Consider the following 20,292-nt stretch of genomic DNA (forward strand, 5'->3'; position numbering starts at 1 on the left):
GTCCATGGCGAGCATCTTCGGTGTGGCGGCTGGCGGGACGGTGACGTAGAGGACCGGGAGCCGGGCGCGGGCGCGTGGGTGGCGTTTGCGGACGGCGATCTCGTGGGCCCGCCCGAGCTGGGAGAGGGCGGTGGTCTTGCCGGTGCCGGAGGCGCAGCTGATGATGCCCCGGCGTGCGGAGATCTGCTGGTGGCGGCTGGTGTGTGGGGCGGGGCGGTGTGCCGGTGGTGCGAGCGGCGCCCGCGCGCCGGTCAGGGGCGCGTGGAGGGTGCGTGCGCCTTTATGTGGTGCAGGAGGGCTGTTAGTTGGGGGTGGTGGGTGTGGAGTACGACGGTTGGGGCCTCGCTTTCGCGGAGGGCGAGGGTTACTTCCGCCGCCGCAAGTTCGACGCAGTTGTTGTCCCCCGACCCAGAGTAGGACGACTTCTGCCAGACGAACTTGGACATGTCCCCGCCTTCAGATGCTCTGTGCGATGAAGCGGATGAACTCACGTGACTCCTTCGCGGGAAGCGCCGCCTTGGTGATGCGCTCCATGAGCACACGGTAGTTCGACAACTGGGTCTGCGCATCGAGGAATTCCGTTGCGCTCGCGGTGTCGAGCTGCACTGTGTCGAGCTGGGGTACCGGTCCGGACGCGTATGACACGGTGAGCCCGGGTACTGGAAAGCCGCCTGCGCTGAAGGGGATGACGCGCACGGTGAGGTTCCGGCGGCGTGACGACTCGATCAGCTCCTTGAGCTGGGAGCGCATGACGTCCGGTCCACCGAAGTGCAGTCGCAACGCTGCCTCGTGGATGATGAACATGCACGTCGGTGGGTTGTCCCGATCCAGGATGTCGCGGCGTTTCATGCGGTGAGAGAGTCGTCGGCGCAGCTCGGCTCCGGGCCAGGCGGGCACCTTCTCCGCGAGTACGGCACGGGCGTACTCCTCCGTCTGGAGAAGTCCAGGCACGTGCATGGCGACGAATACGCGCAGGCTCGTCGCGTAGAACTCCAGCTCGGCGAGATCGAGTGCGCCGGTGGCGATGAGTCCCTGGTACTCCTCCCACCACCCGGGCTTGCGGTCTTGGGTCATGCCCACGAGCGCATCGACGTAAGCCTGGTCCGGGGTGTCGTAGATCGAGGCCAGGGTGCGCACGCGCTGCTCGCTCACCCCGAAGCGAGCCAGCTCCACATTGGTGATGTGCGTGCGGCTCACGCCGAGAGCGGCCGCCGCGTCGCTGATGCTGAACCCCGACTGCTCGCGCATGCGCCGCAGTTCGGTTCCCAGTCGCAGCTGTCGCACGGTCGGAGATGTCCTGGGTGGCATGGGTGACAGTCTTGCCCGTGACACACGATCGGGTCCACTTGTAAGAGAAATAATGTGAACTGGTAGCAGATGTTTCCCTGTTGTCCTACGGTGAGTGTCGGGCCGGTTACTGAGTCCTCAGCATCCATACGTCGTAAGGAGTTGCCGTGAACGAACGCCTGCTCGAACCCCCCTCCGAGTGGGAGTACACCCTGAACGTCCCCCACGACCCGCTCGCCCCCGCCATCGCCCGGGCCACCGGCCGGCTCGTACTCGACCGCCACGGACTCCACGAACTCACCGACACGACAGTCCTGTTGACCTCAGAGCTGCTCTCCAACTCCTGCCGCTACGCGCCGGGACCAGCTTCCGTGCGGCTGAGGTGGGCGGACAAGCGGCTCCGGGGCAGCGTCTGGGACACGGGCCCGCTCCTCCCGCGCCCCACGCGGTGCCCCGCGCCGGAAGCGGACGGCGGGCGAGGACTCGTCCTCGTCGACCTGTGTGCGGACGCATGGGGCAGCTTCGCGCTGGGGCGGGAGGCAGGCAGAGATCATGGGAAGGTCGTCTGGTTCGAGTTGGAGGCCGGAGGTGCGGAGCCAGGCGTACACGGCGACGTGGTCGGCGTAGTTCCCCCAAACTGCCGAGGGAGAGATCGTCACTCGCTCCGGGCCTGAAAAGCCGGGGCCTGCCCCAAATGGGGCAGGCCCAGAGTGTCCAGCTCAAGTCATCAGTGAATCGAGGTGAGTTCGATGACTACGTTTCATGCAGGTGAGCAGACCCACCCTGCCGTGCTTCCTCAGCGGCAGGCTCTGGAACCTGCGGTCGCAGACAACCCTGGGAGCAGGGACGAAACGGGCCGCAGGCGCACGACCCGCCAGGGTGGTGCAGCCGGTGTGGAACATGGGCGAGGGGAGACCGCAGGCACATCACCGTCCAGCCTGCGGCGACACGACCCCACCGCTTCGGCGTCCGGGGCAGTAACCGCTGCCGGTGACGGCAGCATCTACCCAGGCAAGAACGACACGACCGGGCAGCGCGCCGGGGCGCAGCTGGTGCCGGTTCTGGACAAGCGGGGCCGCCCGCTGATGCCGTGTCATCCGGCTCGGGCACGTGAAATGCTGCGCAAGGGCCGCGCGGTGGTCGCTCGCTACACGCCGTTCACGATCCGGATCAAAGATCGACTCCTCGATGACTCCGAGGTGGAGGGGGTCGCGATCCGGATCGATCCCGGTTCGAAGGGGACAGGGCTCGCCATCACTGCCGACAGCCCCGCGCTGGACCGGGCTACGGGTGGATTCTCGACGGTGCGGCGAGGCCTGTACGCGGTCGAGCTTCAGCACCGGGGCGCCACCATCCGTAAGGCCATGGAGCAGCGGGCAAACTACAGGCGCAGACGACGCACGGCGAACCTGCGCCATCGCGCCCCGCGTTTCGACAACCGCATCCGACCCGTGGGCTGGCTGGCACCGTCCCTACGCCATCGCGTGGACTCCACCGTCGGTCAGGTCACCCGTCTGATGCGCCTGTTCCCTATCAAGGAGGTGCATGTCGAGTCGGTTGCGTTCGACACTCATGCGCTGAGTCTGGGGGTGAAGGCGTTGGAAGGAGCCGAATACCAGCAGGGGACCCTGGCCGGCTACGAGGTCCGGCAGTACCTGCTGGAGAAATGGGGGCGGACCTGTGCGTACTGCGGGGCGGCGAACACCCCGTTGCAGATCGAGCACATCCAGCCCAGGGCACGTGGTGGCTCCGATCGCATCTCGAATCTGACCCTGGCCTGCGGTCCGTGCAACCGGGCCAAGGCAGCCCAACCACTCAAGGAGTTCCTGGCGAAGAAGCCTGCCCGGCTCGCGAAGTTGCTCGAGCAGGCGAAGGCTCCCCTGCGGGACGCGGCCGTCATGAACGCGACACGCTGGCAACTGGTATGCGAACTCAGGAGTTTGGGCATGCCCCTCTGTACTTGGTCCGGTGGCCGGACCAAGTACAACCGCGTCACCCAGCACCTGGCAAAGACCCACACTCTGGATGCCCTCGCGGTCGGCGAGATCGACGGCACCACGCGCATCGTCCGGCATCCCGATACTGTGCTCGTCGTGAAGGTGACCGGGCGCGGTAGCTACTCCCGCACCCGCACGGACAAGCACGGCTTCCCTCGGCTCCGGCTTCCCCGAAAGAAGCATCACTACGGTTTCGCCACCGGCGACCTCGTCGGCGCGTACATCCTCACGGGAAAGTATGCGGGCGTCCACATCGGCCGTGTCGCCGTACGTGCCACCGGACGCCACCGCGTTTCCGTTCCTGGCGGCTACGCCGACACGAGCCATGCAAACCTCCGCCTGCTCCAACGGGCCGACGGATACGGCTACACCACAAGGAGAGAGGAGATGCGGCCAGGATCTGAGCAGTTTTGAGGGGCGTGCGGCCACGGGGCAATACAGCCACCGGCTGTCCACCCTTATCGCTGGTGCAGGAGCCGGATCCTGGGTTGCTTCATCGCATGGTGGACCCTGGCCGTGTGCAGGATGGCTCTACGCGCCCAACGTCGTGCCGCCACGAGAAGTGTCAGTCCGTAGCTCTGCGTACATGGAGCGTCGGTCGCGTGGGCGCATGTCAACGGAAGTAGGGCATTGGGTGAACGGGCATTTCAGGTCCTTGCCGGCGGACGGTTGATCTCCCTGTCCGGTATGACTTCCAATCGTGCGATTGGATGTGTCTCAAGTGCCTGAGCGTGGCTCACGCTGATCCGCGTTGTGCGTGGATCTCCGCTGCCTTCTCCCAGTCGCAAGCGGTGCATCGCTTGAGGTAGTAGTCGCCCACTTCTTCGAGTGCCTCGTACTCTGAGTGCTCGCCGAAGTTGCTGCGATCACGGACGCGGTCGCAGGTGGCGTCGGCCGAGTGGTAGACGGTCTGCCTCGGGCCTGGCGTGTTCCGGACCAGGCAAGACAGGGCGAGGCTGGTGTCCGCCAACAGAGCCATCTCTCGGTCGACTCCCGCCAGATCGGCTGTCAGCTTCTCGCGCCTCTTCATGTCCTCCTCGTAGTACTCGCTGAGGATCTTGAGCTTTCGCACTCTGAGCTCGTTGAACTTGCTGTCATCCATGACGACTCCTAAGAAGTGTTATACCTTATTAATACTTCTTATCGGCTCATGGCCTCCCGCGTCATGCGTTCACGGAATCTGGGGCTGAGTTCAGCCGCGCTCGGTCAGCGGGATGACACCCTGGCTGTTTTGGTCTGATCAGCCGGAGGCTGGAGCCTTTGGTGAGGACGAGGTGCGCGAGTTGCAGAAGCCGGTCGACGGCTGCGGCCAACGTCTTAGGTATGAGCGAATCGAAGTCATCTGGGTGCAGGTTCGAGGCGACGATCACCGAGCGGTGTTCGTAGGCGGCGTCGATGGGGCGGTAGAACACCTCGGCGGCGGCTCGTACGGACGGCGGTATCCCGATGGCGTCGACGATGAGATCGCTTCGGGTGATCTTCGCGACGGCCATCTTCGCCCGCATTCTGGGGCGCCGGTGGCCGCCTTGATCAGCCAGGGCTGCGCCCTGAGTCCGGCGCGAGGAAGGCTTCCTCGGCGTCGTTGGCAAGCCTGGGTCTGGGGCGGCGTAGGGAGCCGTCCGTCTTCAGATCCTCGCGACGTTGAATCGGCCTCGCAAGGTTCGCTGTCAAAGGTAGCCGAGGCGTGATCGCTGATAGCGAACATTGCAAGGGAACATCGGGAGGCTCACATGCATTGAGTCCATGTAGCTCAAGTTGATTGTCGAGAGGGAGATCATGGCCACTGAGTACGCTCCGTCCGCACCGCTCACCCTGCCCGTGTTGCCGCTCGACGAGGAGGTCGTGCTGCCGGGAATGGTGGTGCCGCTGGACCTCAACGACACGGATGTACGGGCCGCGGTGGAGGCCGCGCAGGCCGCGGCGCGGGCGGAGCCCGGGAAGCCGAAGGTGTTGCTGGTGCCGCGGATCGACGGCGCGTACGCGAGCACGGGTGTGCTCGGGACCGTCGAGCAGGTCGGACGGCTGGCCGACGGGGACCCCGGGGCGCTCATCCGCGCGCTCGGCCGCGTGCGGATCGGGGCCGGGACCACCGGGCCCGGTGCCGCCCTGTGGGTCGAGGGGACCAGGATCGACGAGAGCGTGCCGGAGCCGCTGCCCGGGCAGGTCGCCGAACTCGCCAAGGAGTACAAGGCACTTGCCACCAGCTGGCTGCGCAAGCGCGGCGCCTGGCAGGTCGTGGACCGGGTGCAGGCGATCGACGACGTCTCCGCGCTCGCCGACAACTCCGGTTACTCGCCCTTCCTCACCACCGATCAGAAGATCCAGCTCCTGGAGACCGGCGACCCGGTCGCCCGGCTGAAGCTCGCCACCCAGCAGCTGCGCGACCACCTCGCCGAGCAGGACGTCGCCGAGACCATCGCCAAGGACGTCCAGGAGGGCGTCGAGAAGCAGCAGCGCGAGTTCCTGCTGCGGCGGCAGCTCGAAGCCGTCCGCAAGGAGCTGCGCGAGCTGAACGGCGAGCAGGACGGCGAGGAGTCCGACGACTACCGGGCGCGCGTCGAGGCCGCCGATCTGCCGGAGGCGGTCCGGGAGGCCGCGCTCAAGGAGGTCGACAAGCTGGAGCGGTCGAGCGACCAGTCGCCCGAGGGCGGATGGATCCGGACCTGGCTCGACACCGTCCTCGAACTGCCGTGGAACGAGCGGACGGAGGACTCCTACGACATCCGGGGCGCCCAGCGGGTGCTCGACGCCGAGCACGCCGGGCTGGAGGACGTGAAGGAGCGCATCACCGAGTACCTCGCCGTGCGCAAGCGACGCGCGGACCGGGGGCTGGGCGTCGTCGGCGGGCGGCGCGGCGGTGCCGTGCTCGCGCTCGTCGGGCCGCCCGGTGTCGGCAAGACCAGCCTCGGTGAGTCCGTGGCGCACGCCATGGGGCGCAAGTTCGTCCGGGTCGCGCTCGGCGGCGTACGGGACGAGGCGGAGATCCGAGGGCACCGGCGTACGTATGTGGGCGCCCTGCCCGGTCGTATCGTCCGGGCCATCAAGGAGGCGGGTTCCATGAACCCCGTCGTCCTGCTCGACGAGATCGACAAGGTGGGCTCCGACTTCCGGGGCGACCCGGCCGCCGCGCTGCTCGAAGTCCTCGACCCCGCCCAGAACCACACCTTCCGGGACCACTACCTGGAGGTCGAGCTGGACCTGAGCGACGTCGTCTTCCTCGCCACGGCCAACGTGCTGGAGGCGATCCCCGAGGCCCTGCTCGACCGGATGGAGCTCGTCCGGCTGGACGGGTACACGGAGGACGAGAAGGTCGTCATCGCCCGGGACCACCTGCTGCCCCGGCAGCTGGACCGGGCCGGGCTCGGCGCCGACGAGGTCGTCCTCGACGAGAGCGCGCTGCGCAAGCTCGCCGGTGAGTACACGCGCGAGGCGGGTGTACGGAACCTGGAGCGGTCCGTCGCGCGGCTGCTGCGCAAGGTCGCGGCCCAGCACGAACTGGGGCAGCGGGAGCTGCCGTTCACCGTCACCGACGGGGACCTGCGCGGGCTCATCGGGCGACCGCACCACGTGCCCGAGGCGGCCCAGGACCCGGCGGAGCGGCGGACGGCCGTGCCGGGGGTCGCGACCGGGCTCGCGGTCACCGGCGCGGGCGGCGACGTGCTGTACGTCGAGGCGTCGCTCGCCGACCCGGAGACGGGCGCGGCGGGGCTGACCCTCACCGGCCAGCTGGGCGACGTGATGAAGGAGTCCGCGCAGATCGCCCTCTCCTTCCTCCGCTCGCACGGCGCGGAGCTGGAGCTGCCCGTCGCCGACCTGAAGGACCGGGGCGTGCACATCCACTTCCCCGCGGGCGCGGTGCCGAAGGACGGGCCGAGCGCAGGCGTCACCATGACGACGGCCCTCGCCTCGCTCCTGTCCGGCCGGCTCGTCCGCACGGACGTGGCCATGACGGGTGAGGTCTCGCTGACCGGGCGTGTGCTGCCCATCGGTGGCGTCAAGCAGAAGCTGCTCGCCGCGCACCGGGCCGGTGTCACGACCGTCATCATCCCCAAGCGCAACGAGGCCGACCTCGACGACGTCCCCGCCGAGGTCCTCGACAAGCTCGACGTCCACGCCGTCACCGACGTCCGCCAGGTCCTGGAGCTGGCGCTCGCCCCGGCGGGAGTGGAGGTGCCGGTGGCCGCGTGATCCCCGGACGGCGGTTCCCCAAGGCTCCGGCGGTGGTGTGACGGACGCCCGCCGGACGGGTGAAGGCCCGGGTCCCCGAGAGGGAGGCCCGGGCCTTTCCCATGGGCGGGCGGGGAGGGGAGGCACGGGCGGTCGTGCGCGCCGTGCCGAAGCGCGCGGGGGCGAGGCGGTCGGTGTCGGCCCCCGCCTGCGAAATACTGAACGGCGTCACCCGCGACGGCGGCCCTGGCGGAAACTTTCAGCAACCCGGAATCGGAATCAGGAGCGCTGACGTGCACGACGAGGGCGGAAACGGTGACGGCGGCGAGGGCGGGACCGACGTGCCGGTGGGTGGTATGGACCAGGCGTTCCTGGCGCTGGAACGGGAGTTGACGGTCCTGCTGCGGCGGGCCCGCGCCAAGTCCGGGGAGATGGCCCGGGCCGTCCATCCCGACCTGGAGTCCGCCGCCTACGGCCTGCTCGCCCGCCTCGACGAGGCCGGCCGCCTCCGCGCCACCGAACTCGCCGCCTACATCGGCGTCGGCAAGGCCACCATGTCCCGTCAGCTCCGCGCCCTGGAACACCTCGGCCTCATCGCCCGCGAACCCGACCCCGCCGACGGCCGCGCCTGGCTCGTCCACCTCACCGAGGAGGGCCGGGCCCGCTTCCGGGCGGTCCGGGACGCCCGCCGGGTCGCGTACGTACGGCAGCTCGCGGGATGGGACCGGGACGAGGTGGCCCAACTGGCGCAGCTGTTGCACCAGTTGAACCGCGGGGTGGAGAGCTGAGCGGCGGCGGAGCCCTCACGGCTCCACGAACACCACACTCGCGTCGTCGTGCGTCTTGCTCCGGCCCAGGAACTCGCGTTCCACATCGGTGACTTCGAGTTCCCGCACCCGCCGCACCAGCCCCTGCGCCCCCGTCTTCCGTACGAAGGTGAAGCAGTCCGTCCAGTCGCCCTCGCGGAACGTCTCCACCCACCGGGTCGCCCCGTCCGTCAGCGCGACCAGCGACCGGACCTCCTCGCGGGGGAGGGTCCCCGTCACGGCGCGGGCGGCCACGGCGGGATCGGCGGCCGCCGTCCAGAAACCGCCCTCCTTGTTCCGGACGGTCGAGTCGGCGATGGCGGCCGTGGCCAACGAGGCCCGGGGCAGCAGGGAGAGGCGGTCGTCCAGTACGGCCGTCACCGCGCCGTCCGGTCGTTCGAACAACAGGGCCGAGTCCGACAACACCAGGTACTCCACGGCCGTTGACGACCAACGGGCGAGGGCCACTGTGGCCTGCGGGGTTCGCGGGTGAGAAAGGTCACAGGTTTGCACGTGCGCTCGGGCGGTACGAGAAATGGCCTGTGAGAGCACGTCGGGCAACGGCGAATCCCGTTCCGAAACGGACAGTTCGGTCAGGGTGCCGCCGAGGCGGGAAGTGAACCATGCGACTGAATGTCGACAGCCGTAGCCGTCGGGCGGCGGGGTCACGCCGTCGAGGAGGACGAGGGCGCCGCCCTGTCCTCCCGCGGGCAGGGCCACCGACGCGAAGTCCTCGTTGGGGCGAAGGGGGTCACCGGGCTCCGAGACGAGTTCCGTGCGCATTCGGCCAGTCTGCACGAGCCCTCCGCAAGATCCGCGAAAGGCCGACAACGGTCGCCGGACGACCCGGACCCTCCAGACGGGCCGCCGGGTTTGGCATGGAATGATCGTGAGCGGTGAAGCGCGGCGGCGAATACTGTCAAAGCGCGTCGCCGACGTCCAACCGGCCCCCCGCACGGGGCATCCGCGTGAGCCGGAGGAACTTGCCCGCCAACTCCCCGGGCATGTTCACTCCTTCGGGTGGCGGGACTGATGATGCGGGACCACTGCCCACCGGCACTGGGAGGGTCGGGAGCCGTACCGGGGGGACGGCTGAACGCGACACACGACATACGTCGTACGTCCTTCGCCTAGTCGACGGATCGTCACCCCGGCCCATGGGTACACGAGTCAGGAATGCGAGCACCGGTGCAGAAGACGCGGCCTCGGCGCGCAGGCAAGCAGGCAGCTTCGAAGGCCTCCGCGGCCTCCCCGAACCAGCAGGGGACGGCACAGGCGCAGGCCCCCGCTGTCGGCACCGGCCGGAAGACGCACGTACGCAACCGGCTCATCGTGGCCGTGGCCGTCGTGGCCGCCGCCATAGCGGGCGCCGGGTCACCCTCGATCCTCGCCGCCTCGGAGCAACTGCACGACACCCAGAGCCTGGTCACGCTCGCCGGGCAGACCCAGGAGACGCTCACCCTCGCGCACGCGCTGGCGGACGAGCGGGACGAGGTCACCGCGTACATCGCTGCCGGGCGGCCCAAGTCGGCCGCGCCCGGCAAGCAGCGCGGTGACCGCGTCGACACCCAGGTCGAGGAGCTGAGGGCGGACACCGGCACCTCCGCCGCGCTGCGGGAGGCCATCGAGAGCGCCGAGTCCATCGCCGGAGTACGGGAAGCGGCGCTCTCCGGAAAGAGCACCGCTCTCGAGGCGCACACGGCGTACACCGCGGTCGTCACCGAACTCCACGCCCTCGCCGAGGAACTGGCCGAGCGGCTGCCGCCCCGCGCGGGCGGCGGCGCGTACGCCCTCGCCGAACTCGACACCGCCGTCCAGCAGGCCGCCGCCGCCCGAGGGCTGCTCGTCGCCGCGCTCAGCGTCCCGACGACCACCGAGACGGTCATCGACCCCACCACCGGGCTGCCCACCACCACGACCGGCGCCTCGGCCGCCGACGCGAAACAGCGCGACGCGCTCACCGCCGCCGCCCAGCAGGCCCGCGTCCGCTCCGACGCCGCCCTCGCCCACTTCCGCGAGACCGCGCCCGCCGCCGGCCGTTCGTCCTACGACGCCACGGTCAGCGGCCCCGAGGCCGACACCGCCGAGAAGTACCTGACGGACCTCACCGACCAGCCCACGCTCTCCGACAGCGAGGCCGGCACCAGCGCGAAGACGGTCGGCGCGGCGCTCTCCGCCCGCGTGGACCTGATGCGCGGCGCCGAGTCCTCCCTCTACGACCGGCGCACCAAGGACCTCGCCGGGCTGCGCGACGAGGACGTCACCGCGCTGGAGATCCGGATCGCCGTCCTCGGCGCCCTGATGCTCCTCGCCGTCGGCGTCGCCACCGGCATGGCCCGCTCCCTCACCCGCCCGCTCGCGGTGCTGCGCATCGGCTCCGCCCGTGTCGCCGGCGACCCGGCCACCGAGGAACCGGTCAAGTTCACCGGCCGCAACGACGAGTTCGCCCAGGTCGTACGCTCCGTCAACGCGCTCCACGCGCACGCCCTGGCGCTGCACGAGCGGCTCGCGCCGTTGGAGGGCGACCGCAAGCACCTCATCGGCCAGCGCCGGACCATGGCCGACGACCGCGACCGGCTGCGTGCCGAACTGGCCGAGGCCACCGCCCACCTGACGAAGGTCCAGCACAGCGTCCACGCCACCTTCGTCAACCTGGCGCTGCGCACCCTCGGCCTCGTCGAGCGGCAACTCGCCGTCATCGAGTCCCTGGAGGAGCGCGAGCAGGACCCCGACCGGCTCTCCACCCTCTTCAAGCTCGACCACTTCGCGACCGTCATGCGCCGCCACAGCGAGAACCTCCTCGTGCTGGCCGGCCACGAGCACATCCAGCACCACGCCGGACCCGTCCCGCTCGTCGACGTCGTCCGCGCCGCGGTCAGCGAGATCGAGCGCTACGAACGGGTCCGTATCGCCGCGCTGCCGCCGGGCGCGCACGTCGCCGGGTTCGCCGCCGACGACCTCAGCCACCTCCTCGCCGAACTCCTGGAGAACGGCACGTCGTTCTCGCCGCCGGAGATGACCGTCGAGGTCTCCGGCTGGCTGATGGAGAACGGCGAGATCACCCTCTCCGTCCAGGACGGCGGCATCGGCGTCGTCTCCGACCGGCTCGCCAGGCTCAACTCCCGCCTCACCGACTTCGACCCCGAGGCGCCCTACGAGCAGGAGGACGGCGAGGGCCTCGGCCTCGGCCTGTACGTCGTGGCCCGCCTCGCCCACCGGCTCGGCACCCCGGTCCGGCTCCAGCAGCACGGTTCGGGCGGCACCGCGGCGGTCGTCGTCCTGCCCATGGGGCTGCTGGCCCCCACGCCCGCCGTACCCGTGGGCACCCCGGTCTCGATCACGCCCTCGCTCTCGCTGCCGGGCGTGGACGCCGAGGCCAACTCGAACGTCCTGCCCGGCCGTTCCGTCGCCGTACGCGAGCCCGAGGGCGACGGCGACCCTCTCATCGAGGCGGCCGAGCGGGCACTGCTGGCGAAGGAGGCCGTGGGGACGGCCACCGACGCCGCAGAGGCCGCAGAGGCCTCCGGGACCGTCGTACCGGAAGACGACGACCCCGGGACAGAGTCCGTGTCCGAGACGACGATGGAGCTCTTCGCTCCGGTGGCCCCGGGGAAGGGCGCCGACGAGGAGAGCGACGGGGACATCGCCGCCGACGTCACCGACGACCCGTACCCGAGCGAACCCGACACCCATGAGCGTGCCGCCGACGAGGGGAACGCGGCGCACACGTCGGAGGTGTCACGGGCCGGGACGGAGGGGGCACGGGCCGAGGAGACCCCGCGCCTCACCGACAAGGGCCTGCCCAAGCGCACGCCCAGGATCACCGCGCCCACGCCCACGACGCCCCGGCCACGGGTCGGGGGCGTGAACGCCGAGGAACTGCGCCGTCGGCTCGGCGGGTTCCACCAGGGGGCCAAGGAAGGGCGCCGCGACGTCGAGGCGGAGATCGCCGAGCAGTCGGGCGAGACGCGGATGCCCGTGACGCATGAGTACCGGACAGAGGCAGTTGACACCACGGGGGGCACTTCCGAGGAGGAAAGCAGTTGACCGCGCCCATTACCTTCGGACTGAGCAGTGAAGCCCGCAACCTGCACTGGCTTTTGACCAACCTCGTCGAGGAGGTGCCGGGACTGCTGTCGGTCGCGGTGGTCTCCTCCGACGGCCTGCTGCTGCTCTCCTCCGACCCCGGCAGAAACGCCGAGGCCCGCCAGGCCCGGGAAGAGCGGCCCCAGGGCCCCCGGGGCTCCGCCGCCGACCTGGCCACCATCGTCTCCGGCATCGGCAGCCTCACCATCGGCGCCGCCAAGCTGATGCAGTTCGGCGGAGTCAAGCAGACGATGGTCGCGATGGCCGAGGGCAGCCTCTTCGTGATGTCGATCAGCGACGGCTCGCTGCTCGGTGTGCACGGCGCCCCCGACTGCGACATGAGCGTGGTGGCGTACCACATGGCGCTCTTCGTCGGCCGCGCCGGCCACGTCCTCACCCCGGAACTCCGCAGCGAACTGCGCAAGTCCCTGGAGGCCGAGTCCCAGAAGGAGACCGAGGCGGCCGGGAGCCACCGATGAGCGGCCCGACGAAGAGCGGGGCACGTGTCCCCGAGCCCGGTCCGGCGAAGCGGCCGGCCACGCCGAAGGGCGCGAAGAAGCTCCCCGTGCGCGGCGGCGACCGCAAACCCGCCCGCGTACGCCCCTACTCGCTCACCGGTGGCCGTACCCGCTTCGGCCATGTCCTCCTCGTGGAGACGTTCGTCGCCGTACTCGAAGCCCCGGCCGAGCGGCCCCAGTTGGCGAATGGTTCACTCAACACCAAGGTGATGCCCGAGATGCGGGCCATCGTCGAACTCTGCCGCCGTATGCGGACGGTGGCGGAGATCGCCGCGCTGCTGAAGATGCCGCTCGGCGTGGTCCGCGTCCTCCTCAGTGATCTCGCGGACCAGGGAAAGATCCGTGTGTACGGAACAGGTCACGGACCGGGACAGCCGGACCGCGCTCTGCTGGAAAGGGTGCTGAGTGGACTCCGCCGTCTCTGACGCCGCCTCGGCCGGCGTCAACCCCGACGCCTCGGCCGGCGTCACCCCGGGCGTCGACGACGACGCCCCCCGCGTCGAGGTCGACGCGGACGCTCCCCGTCTCGACGCGGACGCCGTGCGTGTCGGGCTCGGCGCGCCCGGCGTCGACGTGGACGCGGCCCCGCCCGGGGGCTACGCCAGGGCCGCCTCCCGCGGTCTCGACCGGCTCGCCGACACCGCCGCGGCCGGGCCCGGGGCGGAGCCCGAGGAAGAACTGAAACCCTGGCAGTCCGACCTCAGCCGGGCCCCCATCGCCACGAAGATCGTCGTGGCGGGCGGCTTCGGTGTCGGCAAGACGACGTTCGTCGGCGCGGTCTCCGAGATCACCCCGCTGCGGACCGAGGCGCTGATGACCGAGGCCAGCGTCGGCACGGACGACCTCTCCGCGACGCCGGACAAGCTCACCACCACCGTGGCCATGGACTACGGCCGCATCACCCTCGACGACGACCTCGTCCTCTACCTGTTCGGCACGCCCGGCCAGGAGCGGTTCTGGTTCATGTGGGACGACATGGTGCGCGGTGCGATCGGCGCGGTCGTCCTCGCCGACACCCGCCGCCTCGGCGACTGCTTCCCCGCGCTCGACTACTTCGAGAGCTGCGGACTGCCGTACATCGTCGCGGTCAACGCCTTCGACGGCAGCGTGCGGTACGAACCCGAGGACGTACGGGACGCGCTGACCGTGCCCGACCATGTGCCTGTCATGATCATGGACGCACGCAAGCGGGCCTCCGCGATGGAGACCCTGCTGGCCCTGTGCTCGCACGCGATATCCCTCAGCCCCGAATAGTCCCCCCTCAGCGGGACGACACGGACGAACCAGGAGACCTGTCCGGATGCGGAAGATTCTCGTCGTCGGAGCCGGCCAGTCCGGGCTGCAACTGGCCCTCGGACTCCAGTCGCACGGGTACGAGGTCACACTGATGTCCAATCGGACCCCGGACGAGATACGCGCCGGCCGGATCATGTCCACCCAGTGCATGTTCGACTCGGCACTGCGCCACGAGCGCGATCTCGAACTGAACTTCTGGGAGTCCCAGGCCCCGAGGATCGAGGGCGTCGGCGTGTCCGTCGCCGGCCCCGACGGGGAGCGCGCCGTGGACTGGGTCGGCCGCCTGCGCGGGTACGCCCAGGCCGTGGACCAGCGGGTGAAGATGGCCGGCTGGATGGAGACGTTCGCCCGGCGGGGCGGACAGCTGGTCATCCACGGCGCCGCGGTCTCCGACCTCGACTACTTCTCCCGTGTGTACGACCTCGTGCTCGTCACCGCGGGCAAGGGCGAGCTGGTGCGGATGTTCCGCCGCGATGCCTCCCGCTCGCCCTACACAGAGCCGCAGCGCGCGCTCGCCGCCGTGTACGTGCACGGACTGGGCCCGCGTCCCGAGCACCCCGGGTTCCACGCGGCCCGCTGCAACCTGGTGCCCGGTCTCGGCGAACTCATCGTCCAGCCGGTCCTCACCACCTCCGGGCACGCCGACGCCCTGTTCTGGCTGGGCCTGCCCGGCGGCCCGCTCGACGTCTTCGACGGCGTCCGGGACGCCGAGGAGCAACTCGCCCTGACCCTGGAACTCATGGAGCGCCACACCCCCTGGGAGTACGCGCGCGCCACCGAGGCCGAGGTGACGGACCCGGGTGCCGCGCTGACCGGCCGCTACGCCCCGGTGGTCCGGCACCCCGTCGGACAACTTCCCGGCGGTGGGCTGGTGCTGGGCGCAGGGGACGTGGTCGTGGCCAACGATCCGCTCACCGGGCAGGGGGCGAACTCGGCGACCAAGTGCGCGGCCGTGTACCTCGCCGCGATCCTCGACCACGGGGACGCGGAGTTCGACGAGGCGTGGATGCGGCGGACGTTCGAGCGGTTCTGGCGGATCGTGGGGCCCGTCACCAAGTGGACCAACACGATGCTGGCCCCGCCGGCCGAGCACGTGCTGGAGTTGGTCGGGGCGGCCGAGGGGCTGCCGGTGGTGGCGGATCGTTTTGCCAATGGGTTCGACGATCCGGCGGACTTCGAGAGCTACTTCTACGACGCGGAGAAGACCCGGGCGTATCTGTCGGAGGTCGCCGGGGGGTAGGCGGGCCCTAAGATCCCGGCGTGCTCGGGAGCTTCGGGGGCGTCGGGAGCGTCGGGAGGTCGGACGTCCCGGGTTCCACCTCGGCCGTCGCCCTCTTCTCCGACTTCTTGAGGTCGGTGAGCTGCTCGGGCGTGAGGGAGGCCAGGAGTTTTTCCACCTCGTCGAGGCGGTCGCGTACGGTGTCGTGTTCTCTCCTGCGGCGCTCGGTGAGGGTGAGCTGACGGTCGAGGGCCGCGCGGGCCTTGTGGGCGAGGGTGTCGGTGTCCTGTTCGCTGCCGACCAGCCGCTCGACCGTGTCGGCCCGTTCCCGTGCGACCTGTCCGATCACATGGCCCTGCTCCAGCGCCCGGTGCGGGTCGTGGGTCATCAGCAGCCGTACGTACGGGGAGAGCGCGGTGCTGCTGTTCTGGTACTGCTGCCGGGCCAGTCGGCCGGCCGCGCTCCGGCTGTCGTGCAGGGAGAGGCGGGCCGCCGCGAGCCGCCGGTCGAGCCTCGCCACCTCGGTCCGCTGCTTCGTCAGCTCCTCGCCGGTCGAGTCGTACGCCTCGGTGGCCTCCTCGGCCTCGCGGTGGAGCCGCTGAAGGTCGGTGAGCAGGTCGGCGACCGAGCGCTCGTCGGGGGAGGGGGGCTCGGTGCCGGTGCTGGTGCTGGTTTCAGTGTCCGTGCCGGTTTCGGTGTTCGTGTCGGTGGCGTTCTCCGTCTCCGTCTCCGCTGGCGTCTTCGTCGCCGTGTCCGTGCCGTCGTCCGTCGCCTCCACCTTTCTGCCCGCTCCCGTGCCGTCGGCGACGGGGGGTTCCGGTGCGGCCATGACCGGTGCGGGCGCCGTGGACAGGAGGGCGCCGGCCGTGAGGGCCGTGACCGTCGCCGTACCGACCAGGCGCAGAAGCCTTGCTGACACGTCATCACCTCCGGTGCGGGGGTGGGCCGTCCACCTCGCACCGGCAGGATCGGGGGACCGTGGGGCGGCCGCGCGCCGGGTGGACCGTCCGGCGCCCGGGTGTCACTCGTCGGTGCGGCGCGGCGTCGCGGGCGGCGTGGCGGATTGCCCGTCCGGCGTGTCCGGGGTCTCGGGGCCGGCCGGGGTGTCCGGCCTGGACCAGGGCCACTTCAGGCGGCGTGCGGGGTCCGCGTCCGGGGCGTACTCGTACTTCCACAGCTGGTGCAGGAAGCCGCCCCGGCCGGCGTCGACCCGGCGGTAGACGAGGACGGTCGGCGGGCCCCCGGCCGCGTCGGGCACCGGGACCCGGTACGTCTTCGGGGGGTGCCCGGTGATGCCGAGCAGCACGGGCAGGACGCGCCCGTCGAGGGGGCCGCCCACGAAGGGGGTGTCTTGGCTCTTCACCGGACCAGTGTCACAGCAGGTGGGCGGCGTCGCCGACCACGGGCAGGATGCGGCGGACCAGGGTGCCGACGGCCCCGGCGGAGGTCTCGACGGCCAGGGCGTGCCGTACGGCGGCGGCGGTCTGCGGGTCGCGGCCGGCGGTGGCGGTGAGACAGGCGACGAACTGCTCGACGAGCCAGTCGCGGAGCTCGTCGACGTCCGGCCGCTTGCCCTCGTCGAGCCAGATCAGGGAGGCCGCCTCCACGGAGGTGATCCACATCCGGACGGTCATCCGCAGCCGCAGGCTCGGCTCGGCCACCTCCAGATGCCGCAGGATGTGGTCGGCGGCGGCCCGCCGGACCCCGTCCACGATGGCCGTCGCCCGCGAGGTCTCCACGACGCTGCCGCCCTGGAGGAGGGCGCTGAAGCCGGTGTCGTGCTCGTCGACGAAGGCCAGATAGCGGTCGAGGGCGCGGGCCAGGCGGCTGGTGAGGGGGCCCTCGGCCGGCTCGTCGAAGCAGTGCTCCAGCTCCTCGGCGGCCGTGCGCAGGGCCGCCTCGTAGAGCTGCTGCTTGCCGCCGGGGAAGTAGCGGTAGACGAGGGGGCGGGAGACCCCGGCCGCCTCCGCCACGTCGTCGAGGGAGACGTCCTCCGGCGCGTGGTGCGCGAACAGCTCCAGGGCCGCGTCGAGCAGCTGGCTGCGCCGCTCTTCCACACTCAGTCGGCGGTACGCGCGGGTGGGAGCCTCGGACGTCATACCTCGCAGCGTAGTCGGGGGCGACGGTTGTTCCGCCGAGATCGCGTCAGGGGGTGGGGGTGTCCGTGCGTCGGCGGGTGCGGGTCCGGTGGGGGCTGGTCGCGCAGTTCCCCGCGCCCCTGAAAAGCAGGGGCTGCGCCCGTGCTTTCCGGCCCGCAGGGGCCGTGTCTTTCAGGGGCGCGGGGAACTGCGCGAGCAACCACGAACCACCCGCACCCGCCGACGCACAGGAGTCCCCACCCCCTGACGCGCCCCGGCCAAAAAACTACGCCAGCAACCCCGACGACCTCCACATACGGCGCCCCACACCCTGGAGCACCCCGATGTCGTCCAGGAAGTCGGTCAACCGCTTCGCACCGGTCTGCATGACGTCGCGACGGTGCGCACTGGCCCGTACCTGGGCGACAGCCGCTCGCTGGTCGAGACCGACGTTCGAGTACACCTCGGGATTGACGAAGGCGACGGAGAAGACGCGGGCGAACTCGCCGGAGGTGATCCGGGTGAAGCCGCGGGACATCCGGGGGGCCGTCACCATCTGGCGGCGCAGCTCCTCACGGGCGTACCGGACGTGCCGGGCCTCCTCGACGACATGGATGCGGGTGACGCCCCGGACGAGCGGCTGGACCCGCTCGTCGGGGAAGGTCAGACGCTGCATCCAGTCGAGGATCTCCTCGCCGAGGAGGGTCGCGGTGAAGGAGCCCGGGGTCGTCGAGATCGTCTTGAAGACGCGCCCCAGGTTCTGGTGCAGCCGGCTCACCGGGTAGTACGGAGTGTCGCCCTTGCTGATCAGCCGGGCGAACATCTTCGAGTGCCGGCACTCGTCCTCGATCTCCGTCAGCGCGTAGCGGACGTGCGCGCTGGTCGCGGCCCTGTCGTAGATGTGCCGTACGAGCAGTTGCATGAGGATGATCTCGAACCAGATGCCGAGGGAGGCCAGCGCCGCCGCCTCGTGCTGGGAGAGCGCGATCCGCTGCTCCTCCGACATCTTGCGCCACATCGGCGTCCCGTACAGGGACACCAGCTCCGGCGGCCAGAACCACTTCCCCTCCTCGAAGGGGGCGTCCCAGTCCAGCTCCTTGTCCGGGTCGAAGGAGTGCTTCGCGGAGGACACGAGCAGCCGCTCGGCCACCTGCTCGCGGTCCTTGAGGAGCCCGAGCGCGTCGCGCAGCACCTCCGCCTCCGACACGGGGTTCGTCGCGTTCACCGAGGTCACCGTTGTCATGGTTGTCGCAGCTCCTCGTACGGGAGTTCAGGGAGTCACCAGCGGGGAGTTACCAGCGGTCACCGCTTATGAGACTACTTGTCAGCAAGGCCGTCAATCCTTTGTGCGCCACTTGTTGTCGCCCCGTGCGCCGGAGCGAGGTCGCGCTGGGCGGTGGCCGGTTCCCGACGGTTCCGTCACGTGCAGTAGCGTTCTGGCGTGTCCATGCCTCCACCGCCTCAGCAGCCTCAGCAGCCTCAGCCGTACGGTCAACAGCCGCCGCACCAGGGGCCGTACGGTCAGCCGTACCCCGCCGGGCCGCAGCCGCAGCCTCAGCAGTACGGTCAGCAGCCGTACCCGCCGCAGCAGTACGGTCAGCCGTACCCCGCCGGGTGGCAGCCCGCGCCGCCCCCGAAGAGCCGGGTGGGGCTCGTCCTCGGGATCGTCGGCGGGGTCGTCGCTCTGCTCGTGGTCGGCACGGTGGGGCTGTGGGTCGTCGGGACGCGGGGCACGAGCGGTTTCCCGGAGGCCGAGTACCGGCTGGCGCTGCCCGAGACGGTGCTGGACGGCGAGTACAAGCTGGCCCAGGACCTCTCCGACACGGCGGGGCAGCAGGTGGAGGACGAGGCGGAGGGCGCCTGGGACGCCCGCGACGTCACGGCCGCCGTCGCGCAGTACACCCCGTCGGCGGACGGGGCCGAGGGCGCCCTGATCGTCTCGGGCATGTACGGCCGGTTCAAGAACACCGACGCCGCCCGCGACAACATGCTGAAGGGCGCGGCCGAGGCCGGCACGATCACGGTGGTCGTGCCGCCCGAGGACTACACCCCGGATGGCTCCGGCCTCACCATCAGCTGCCAGGTCGTCACCCAGGAGCAGGCCGGCAGCGAGATCACGTACCCGATGTGCGCCTGGGCCGACGGCAACACCGGGGCGTCCGTCGCGGAGCTCAGCACGGCGAGCGTCGGGCAGGACCCCTCGGAGGTGGACGTGGAGGCCTTCGCGGAGCGAACCCTGCAGGTCCGCTCCGAGATCCGGCAGCGGATCAGCTGAGGACGCCGTCCGGCGCGGCGGGCTCCGCCGTCGGCTCCGCCGGTCCGGCCGGGAACGACGTGCGCAGGGTGAACGCGTACGGCGTCGGGCCGTGTGCGCGGAGGTGGAGGATCCGTTCCTCCGCCTCGGCCACCGTGGGGTGGTGACCGGCGGGGACCCACCACAGGGCGGTCGCGGCCTCGGCCAGCCGCTCGAACCACTCCCGCCTGCGGGACAGCAGTTCCCTGTGCTGTCCCTGGTACATGAAGGCCGTCAGGGCGTCGGTGTCGCGCCACACCGACATGTTGATGATCAGCCACTCGTCGCCGAGGACGGGGATGTCCGTCGCGTTGCCGGAGTCGCTCTGCAGGCGCCAGACGAAGCCGGCGGAGGTGTCCGCGACCGCGTTCACGGGGTCGAGTGCGTCCACGAAGTCCTTCAACTGCGGGGAGTCCAGCGGGGCTTTGAGGCGGGCGATGTTGACCTGGGCGAGTTCGTACGCGGCGGAAGTCATGGACCGGACGATAGGACGTGTGGGTTCGGGGGGTGTACCGCTTATCTCAGCTGATGGTCATGGTTCGTCC

At 70.4% G+C, this 20,292-nt stretch carries 20 protein-coding genes; 10 read left to right on the top strand and 10 right to left on the bottom strand.

Going from position 1 to position 20,292, the window contains the following annotated elements; genetic code table 11:
- Nucleotides 1-251: 251 nt before the first annotated feature.
- Together OG202_RS32960 and OG202_RS32965 are read right to left on the bottom strand one after the other, a co-directional pair.
- On the bottom strand, nucleotides 252-569 hold the full coding sequence (locus OG202_RS32960; RefSeq protein ID WP_328224003.1) for a DUF397 domain-containing protein: 318 nt from the start codon (nucleotides 567-569) through the stop codon (nucleotides 252-254).
- On the bottom strand, nucleotides 457-1,308 hold the full coding sequence (locus OG202_RS32965) for a helix-turn-helix domain-containing protein (RefSeq protein WP_326577545.1): 852 nt from the start codon (nucleotides 1,306-1,308) through the stop codon (nucleotides 457-459). Before OG202_RS32965 ends, OG202_RS32960 begins: the two co-directional genes overlap by 113 nt.
- 146 nt (nucleotides 1,309-1,454) lie before the next feature.
- Between OG202_RS32965 and OG202_RS32970 the strand changes: the two genes are divergently transcribed.
- Together OG202_RS32970 and iscB are read left to right on the top strand one after the other, a co-directional pair.
- On the top strand, nucleotides 1,455-1,961 hold the full coding sequence (locus OG202_RS32970; RefSeq protein ID WP_327727842.1) for an ATP-binding protein: 507 nt from the start codon (nucleotides 1,455-1,457) through the stop codon (nucleotides 1,959-1,961).
- 75 nt (nucleotides 1,962-2,036) lie between these two features.
- The gene (iscB, locus tag OG202_RS32975) at nucleotides 2,037-3,698 is read left to right on the top strand and encodes an RNA-guided endonuclease IscB (RefSeq protein ID WP_327727841.1); all 1,662 of its coding nucleotides are present in this window, start codon (nucleotides 2,037-2,039) and stop codon (nucleotides 3,696-3,698) included.
- Nucleotides 3,699-4,020: 322 nt separating this feature from the next.
- On the opposite strand, the gene OG202_RS32980 is transcribed toward iscB, so the two are convergent.
- Entirely contained in the window at nucleotides 4,021-4,386 is a 366-nt protein-coding gene (locus OG202_RS32980; protein WP_326577541.1) for a hypothetical protein, read from the bottom strand.
- Nucleotides 4,387-4,447: 61 nt separating this feature from the next.
- Nucleotides 4,448-4,777, bottom strand: a complete 330-nt coding sequence (locus OG202_RS32985; RefSeq protein WP_326577539.1) for an ATP-binding protein — start codon at nucleotides 4,775-4,777, stop codon at nucleotides 4,448-4,450.
- Between the two features lie 283 nt (nucleotides 4,778-5,060).
- On the opposite strand from OG202_RS32985, the gene lon reads away from it, so the two are divergent.
- The gene (gene lon, locus OG202_RS32990) at nucleotides 5,061-7,472 is read left to right on the top strand and encodes an endopeptidase La (protein ID WP_327727840.1); all 2,412 of its coding nucleotides are present in this window, start codon (nucleotides 5,061-5,063) and stop codon (nucleotides 7,470-7,472) included.
- A gap of 272 nt (nucleotides 7,473-7,744) precedes the next feature.
- Nucleotides 7,745-8,239: a MarR family winged helix-turn-helix transcriptional regulator gene (locus OG202_RS32995; RefSeq protein ID WP_326577530.1), complete on the top strand. Its 495-nt coding sequence runs from the start codon at nucleotides 7,745-7,747 to the stop codon at nucleotides 8,237-8,239.
- Nucleotides 8,240-8,254: 15 nt separating this feature from the next.
- Here the strand turns inward: OG202_RS32995 and OG202_RS33000 are convergent, their stop codons facing one another.
- Nucleotides 8,255-9,040: a protein phosphatase 2C domain-containing protein gene (locus OG202_RS33000; RefSeq protein WP_326577528.1), complete on the bottom strand. Its 786-nt coding sequence runs from the start codon at nucleotides 9,038-9,040 to the stop codon at nucleotides 8,255-8,257.
- Nucleotides 9,041-9,445: 405 nt separating this feature from the next.
- Between OG202_RS33000 and OG202_RS33005 the strand changes: the two genes are divergently transcribed.
- From OG202_RS33005 to OG202_RS33025, 5 genes are all read left to right on the top strand, one after another.
- Nucleotides 9,446-12,304, top strand: coding sequence for a sensor histidine kinase (locus OG202_RS33005; RefSeq protein WP_327727838.1), 2,859 nt, complete (start codon nucleotides 9,446-9,448; stop codon nucleotides 12,302-12,304).
- The gene (locus OG202_RS33010) at nucleotides 12,301-12,822 is read left to right on the top strand and encodes a roadblock/LC7 domain-containing protein (protein WP_326577524.1); all 522 of its coding nucleotides are present in this window, start codon (nucleotides 12,301-12,303) and stop codon (nucleotides 12,820-12,822) included. Before OG202_RS33005 ends, OG202_RS33010 begins: the two co-directional genes overlap by 4 nt.
- Nucleotides 12,819-13,286: a DUF742 domain-containing protein gene (locus OG202_RS33015; protein WP_326577522.1), complete on the top strand. Its 468-nt coding sequence runs from the start codon at nucleotides 12,819-12,821 to the stop codon at nucleotides 13,284-13,286. The genes OG202_RS33010 and OG202_RS33015 overlap by 4 nt, the downstream gene beginning before the upstream one ends.
- Nucleotides 13,287-13,539: 253 nt before the next feature.
- On the top strand, nucleotides 13,540-14,115 hold the full coding sequence (locus OG202_RS33020) for a GTP-binding protein (RefSeq protein ID WP_326585623.1): 576 nt from the start codon (nucleotides 13,540-13,542) through the stop codon (nucleotides 14,113-14,115).
- Between the two features lie 46 nt (nucleotides 14,116-14,161).
- Complete coding sequence (locus OG202_RS33025) at nucleotides 14,162-15,397, top strand: styrene monooxygenase/indole monooxygenase family protein (RefSeq protein ID WP_327727837.1); 1,236 nt, start codon at nucleotides 14,162-14,164, stop codon at nucleotides 15,395-15,397.
- A 7-nt stretch (nucleotides 15,398-15,404) separates the two neighbouring features.
- Here the strand turns inward: OG202_RS33025 and OG202_RS46620 are convergent, their stop codons facing one another.
- The 4 genes from OG202_RS46620 to OG202_RS33045 form a co-directional block, all read right to left on the bottom strand.
- Complete coding sequence (locus tag OG202_RS46620) at nucleotides 15,405-16,295, bottom strand: coiled-coil domain-containing protein (RefSeq protein ID WP_443052312.1); 891 nt, start codon at nucleotides 16,293-16,295, stop codon at nucleotides 15,405-15,407.
- Between the two features lie 102 nt (nucleotides 16,296-16,397).
- The gene (locus tag OG202_RS33035; protein ID WP_327727836.1) at nucleotides 16,398-16,739 is read right to left on the bottom strand and encodes a hypothetical protein; all 342 of its coding nucleotides are present in this window, start codon (nucleotides 16,737-16,739) and stop codon (nucleotides 16,398-16,400) included.
- Nucleotides 16,740-16,749: 10 nt separating this feature from the next.
- Complete coding sequence (locus tag OG202_RS33040; RefSeq protein ID WP_327727835.1) at nucleotides 16,750-17,475, bottom strand: TetR/AcrR family transcriptional regulator; 726 nt, start codon at nucleotides 17,473-17,475, stop codon at nucleotides 16,750-16,752.
- A gap of 265 nt (nucleotides 17,476-17,740) precedes the next feature.
- Nucleotides 17,741-18,697, bottom strand: a complete 957-nt coding sequence (locus tag OG202_RS33045) for an AurF N-oxygenase family protein (RefSeq protein WP_327727834.1) — start codon at nucleotides 18,695-18,697, stop codon at nucleotides 17,741-17,743.
- A gap of 204 nt (nucleotides 18,698-18,901) precedes the next feature.
- On the opposite strand from OG202_RS33045, the gene OG202_RS33050 reads away from it, so the two are divergent.
- Nucleotides 18,902-19,729: a hypothetical protein gene (locus OG202_RS33050; protein WP_328224749.1), complete on the top strand. Its 828-nt coding sequence runs from the start codon at nucleotides 18,902-18,904 to the stop codon at nucleotides 19,727-19,729.
- Here the strand turns inward: OG202_RS33050 and OG202_RS33055 are convergent.
- Nucleotides 19,722-20,222, bottom strand: coding sequence for a DUF3291 domain-containing protein (locus OG202_RS33055; protein ID WP_327727833.1), 501 nt, complete (start codon nucleotides 20,220-20,222; stop codon nucleotides 19,722-19,724). The genes OG202_RS33050 and OG202_RS33055 overlap by 8 nt on opposite strands.
- Nucleotides 20,223-20,292: the final 70 nt, after the last annotated feature.

Source organism: Streptomyces sp. NBC_00310 (genome assembly GCF_036208085.1).
Lineage (GTDB): Bacteria > Actinomycetota > Actinomycetes > Streptomycetales > Streptomycetaceae > Streptomyces.

Excerpts from the sequence above, each read along its gene's own strand:
- OG202_RS32960 (WP_328224003.1), bottom strand. The coding sequence starts at position 569 with ATGCGCAGACCCAGTTGTCGAACTACCGTGTGCTCATGGAGCGCATCA.
- OG202_RS33000 (WP_326577528.1), bottom strand. The coding sequence starts at position 9,040 with ATGCGCACGGAACTCGTCTCGGAGCCCGGTGACCCCCTTCGCCCCAAC.
- iscB (WP_327727841.1), top strand. The coding sequence starts at position 2,037 with ATGACTACGTTTCATGCAGGTGAGCAGACCCACCCTGCCGTGCTTCCT.
- OG202_RS33050 (WP_328224749.1), top strand. The coding sequence starts at position 18,902 with ATGCCTCCACCGCCTCAGCAGCCTCAGCAGCCTCAGCCGTACGGTCAA.
- lon (WP_327727840.1), top strand. The coding sequence starts at position 5,061 with ATGGCCACTGAGTACGCTCCGTCCGCACCGCTCACCCTGCCCGTGTTG.
- OG202_RS32965 (WP_326577545.1), bottom strand. The coding sequence starts at position 1,308 with ATGCCACCCAGGACATCTCCGACCGTGCGACAGCTGCGACTGGGAACC.
- OG202_RS33040 (WP_327727835.1), bottom strand. The coding sequence starts at position 17,475 with ATGACGTCCGAGGCTCCCACCCGCGCGTACCGCCGACTGAGTGTGGAA.
- OG202_RS33025 (WP_327727837.1), top strand. The coding sequence starts at position 14,162 with ATGCGGAAGATTCTCGTCGTCGGAGCCGGCCAGTCCGGGCTGCAACTG.
- OG202_RS32980 (WP_326577541.1), bottom strand. The coding sequence starts at position 4,386 with ATGGATGACAGCAAGTTCAACGAGCTCAGAGTGCGAAAGCTCAAGATC.
- OG202_RS33055 (WP_327727833.1), bottom strand. The coding sequence starts at position 20,222 with ATGACTTCCGCCGCGTACGAACTCGCCCAGGTCAACATCGCCCGCCTC.
- OG202_RS33045 (WP_327727834.1), bottom strand. The coding sequence starts at position 18,697 with ATGACAACGGTGACCTCGGTGAACGCGACGAACCCCGTGTCGGAGGCG.
- OG202_RS33015 (WP_326577522.1), top strand. The coding sequence starts at position 12,819 with ATGAGCGGCCCGACGAAGAGCGGGGCACGTGTCCCCGAGCCCGGTCCG.
- OG202_RS32985 (WP_326577539.1), bottom strand. The coding sequence starts at position 4,777 with ATGGCCGTCGCGAAGATCACCCGAAGCGATCTCATCGTCGACGCCATC.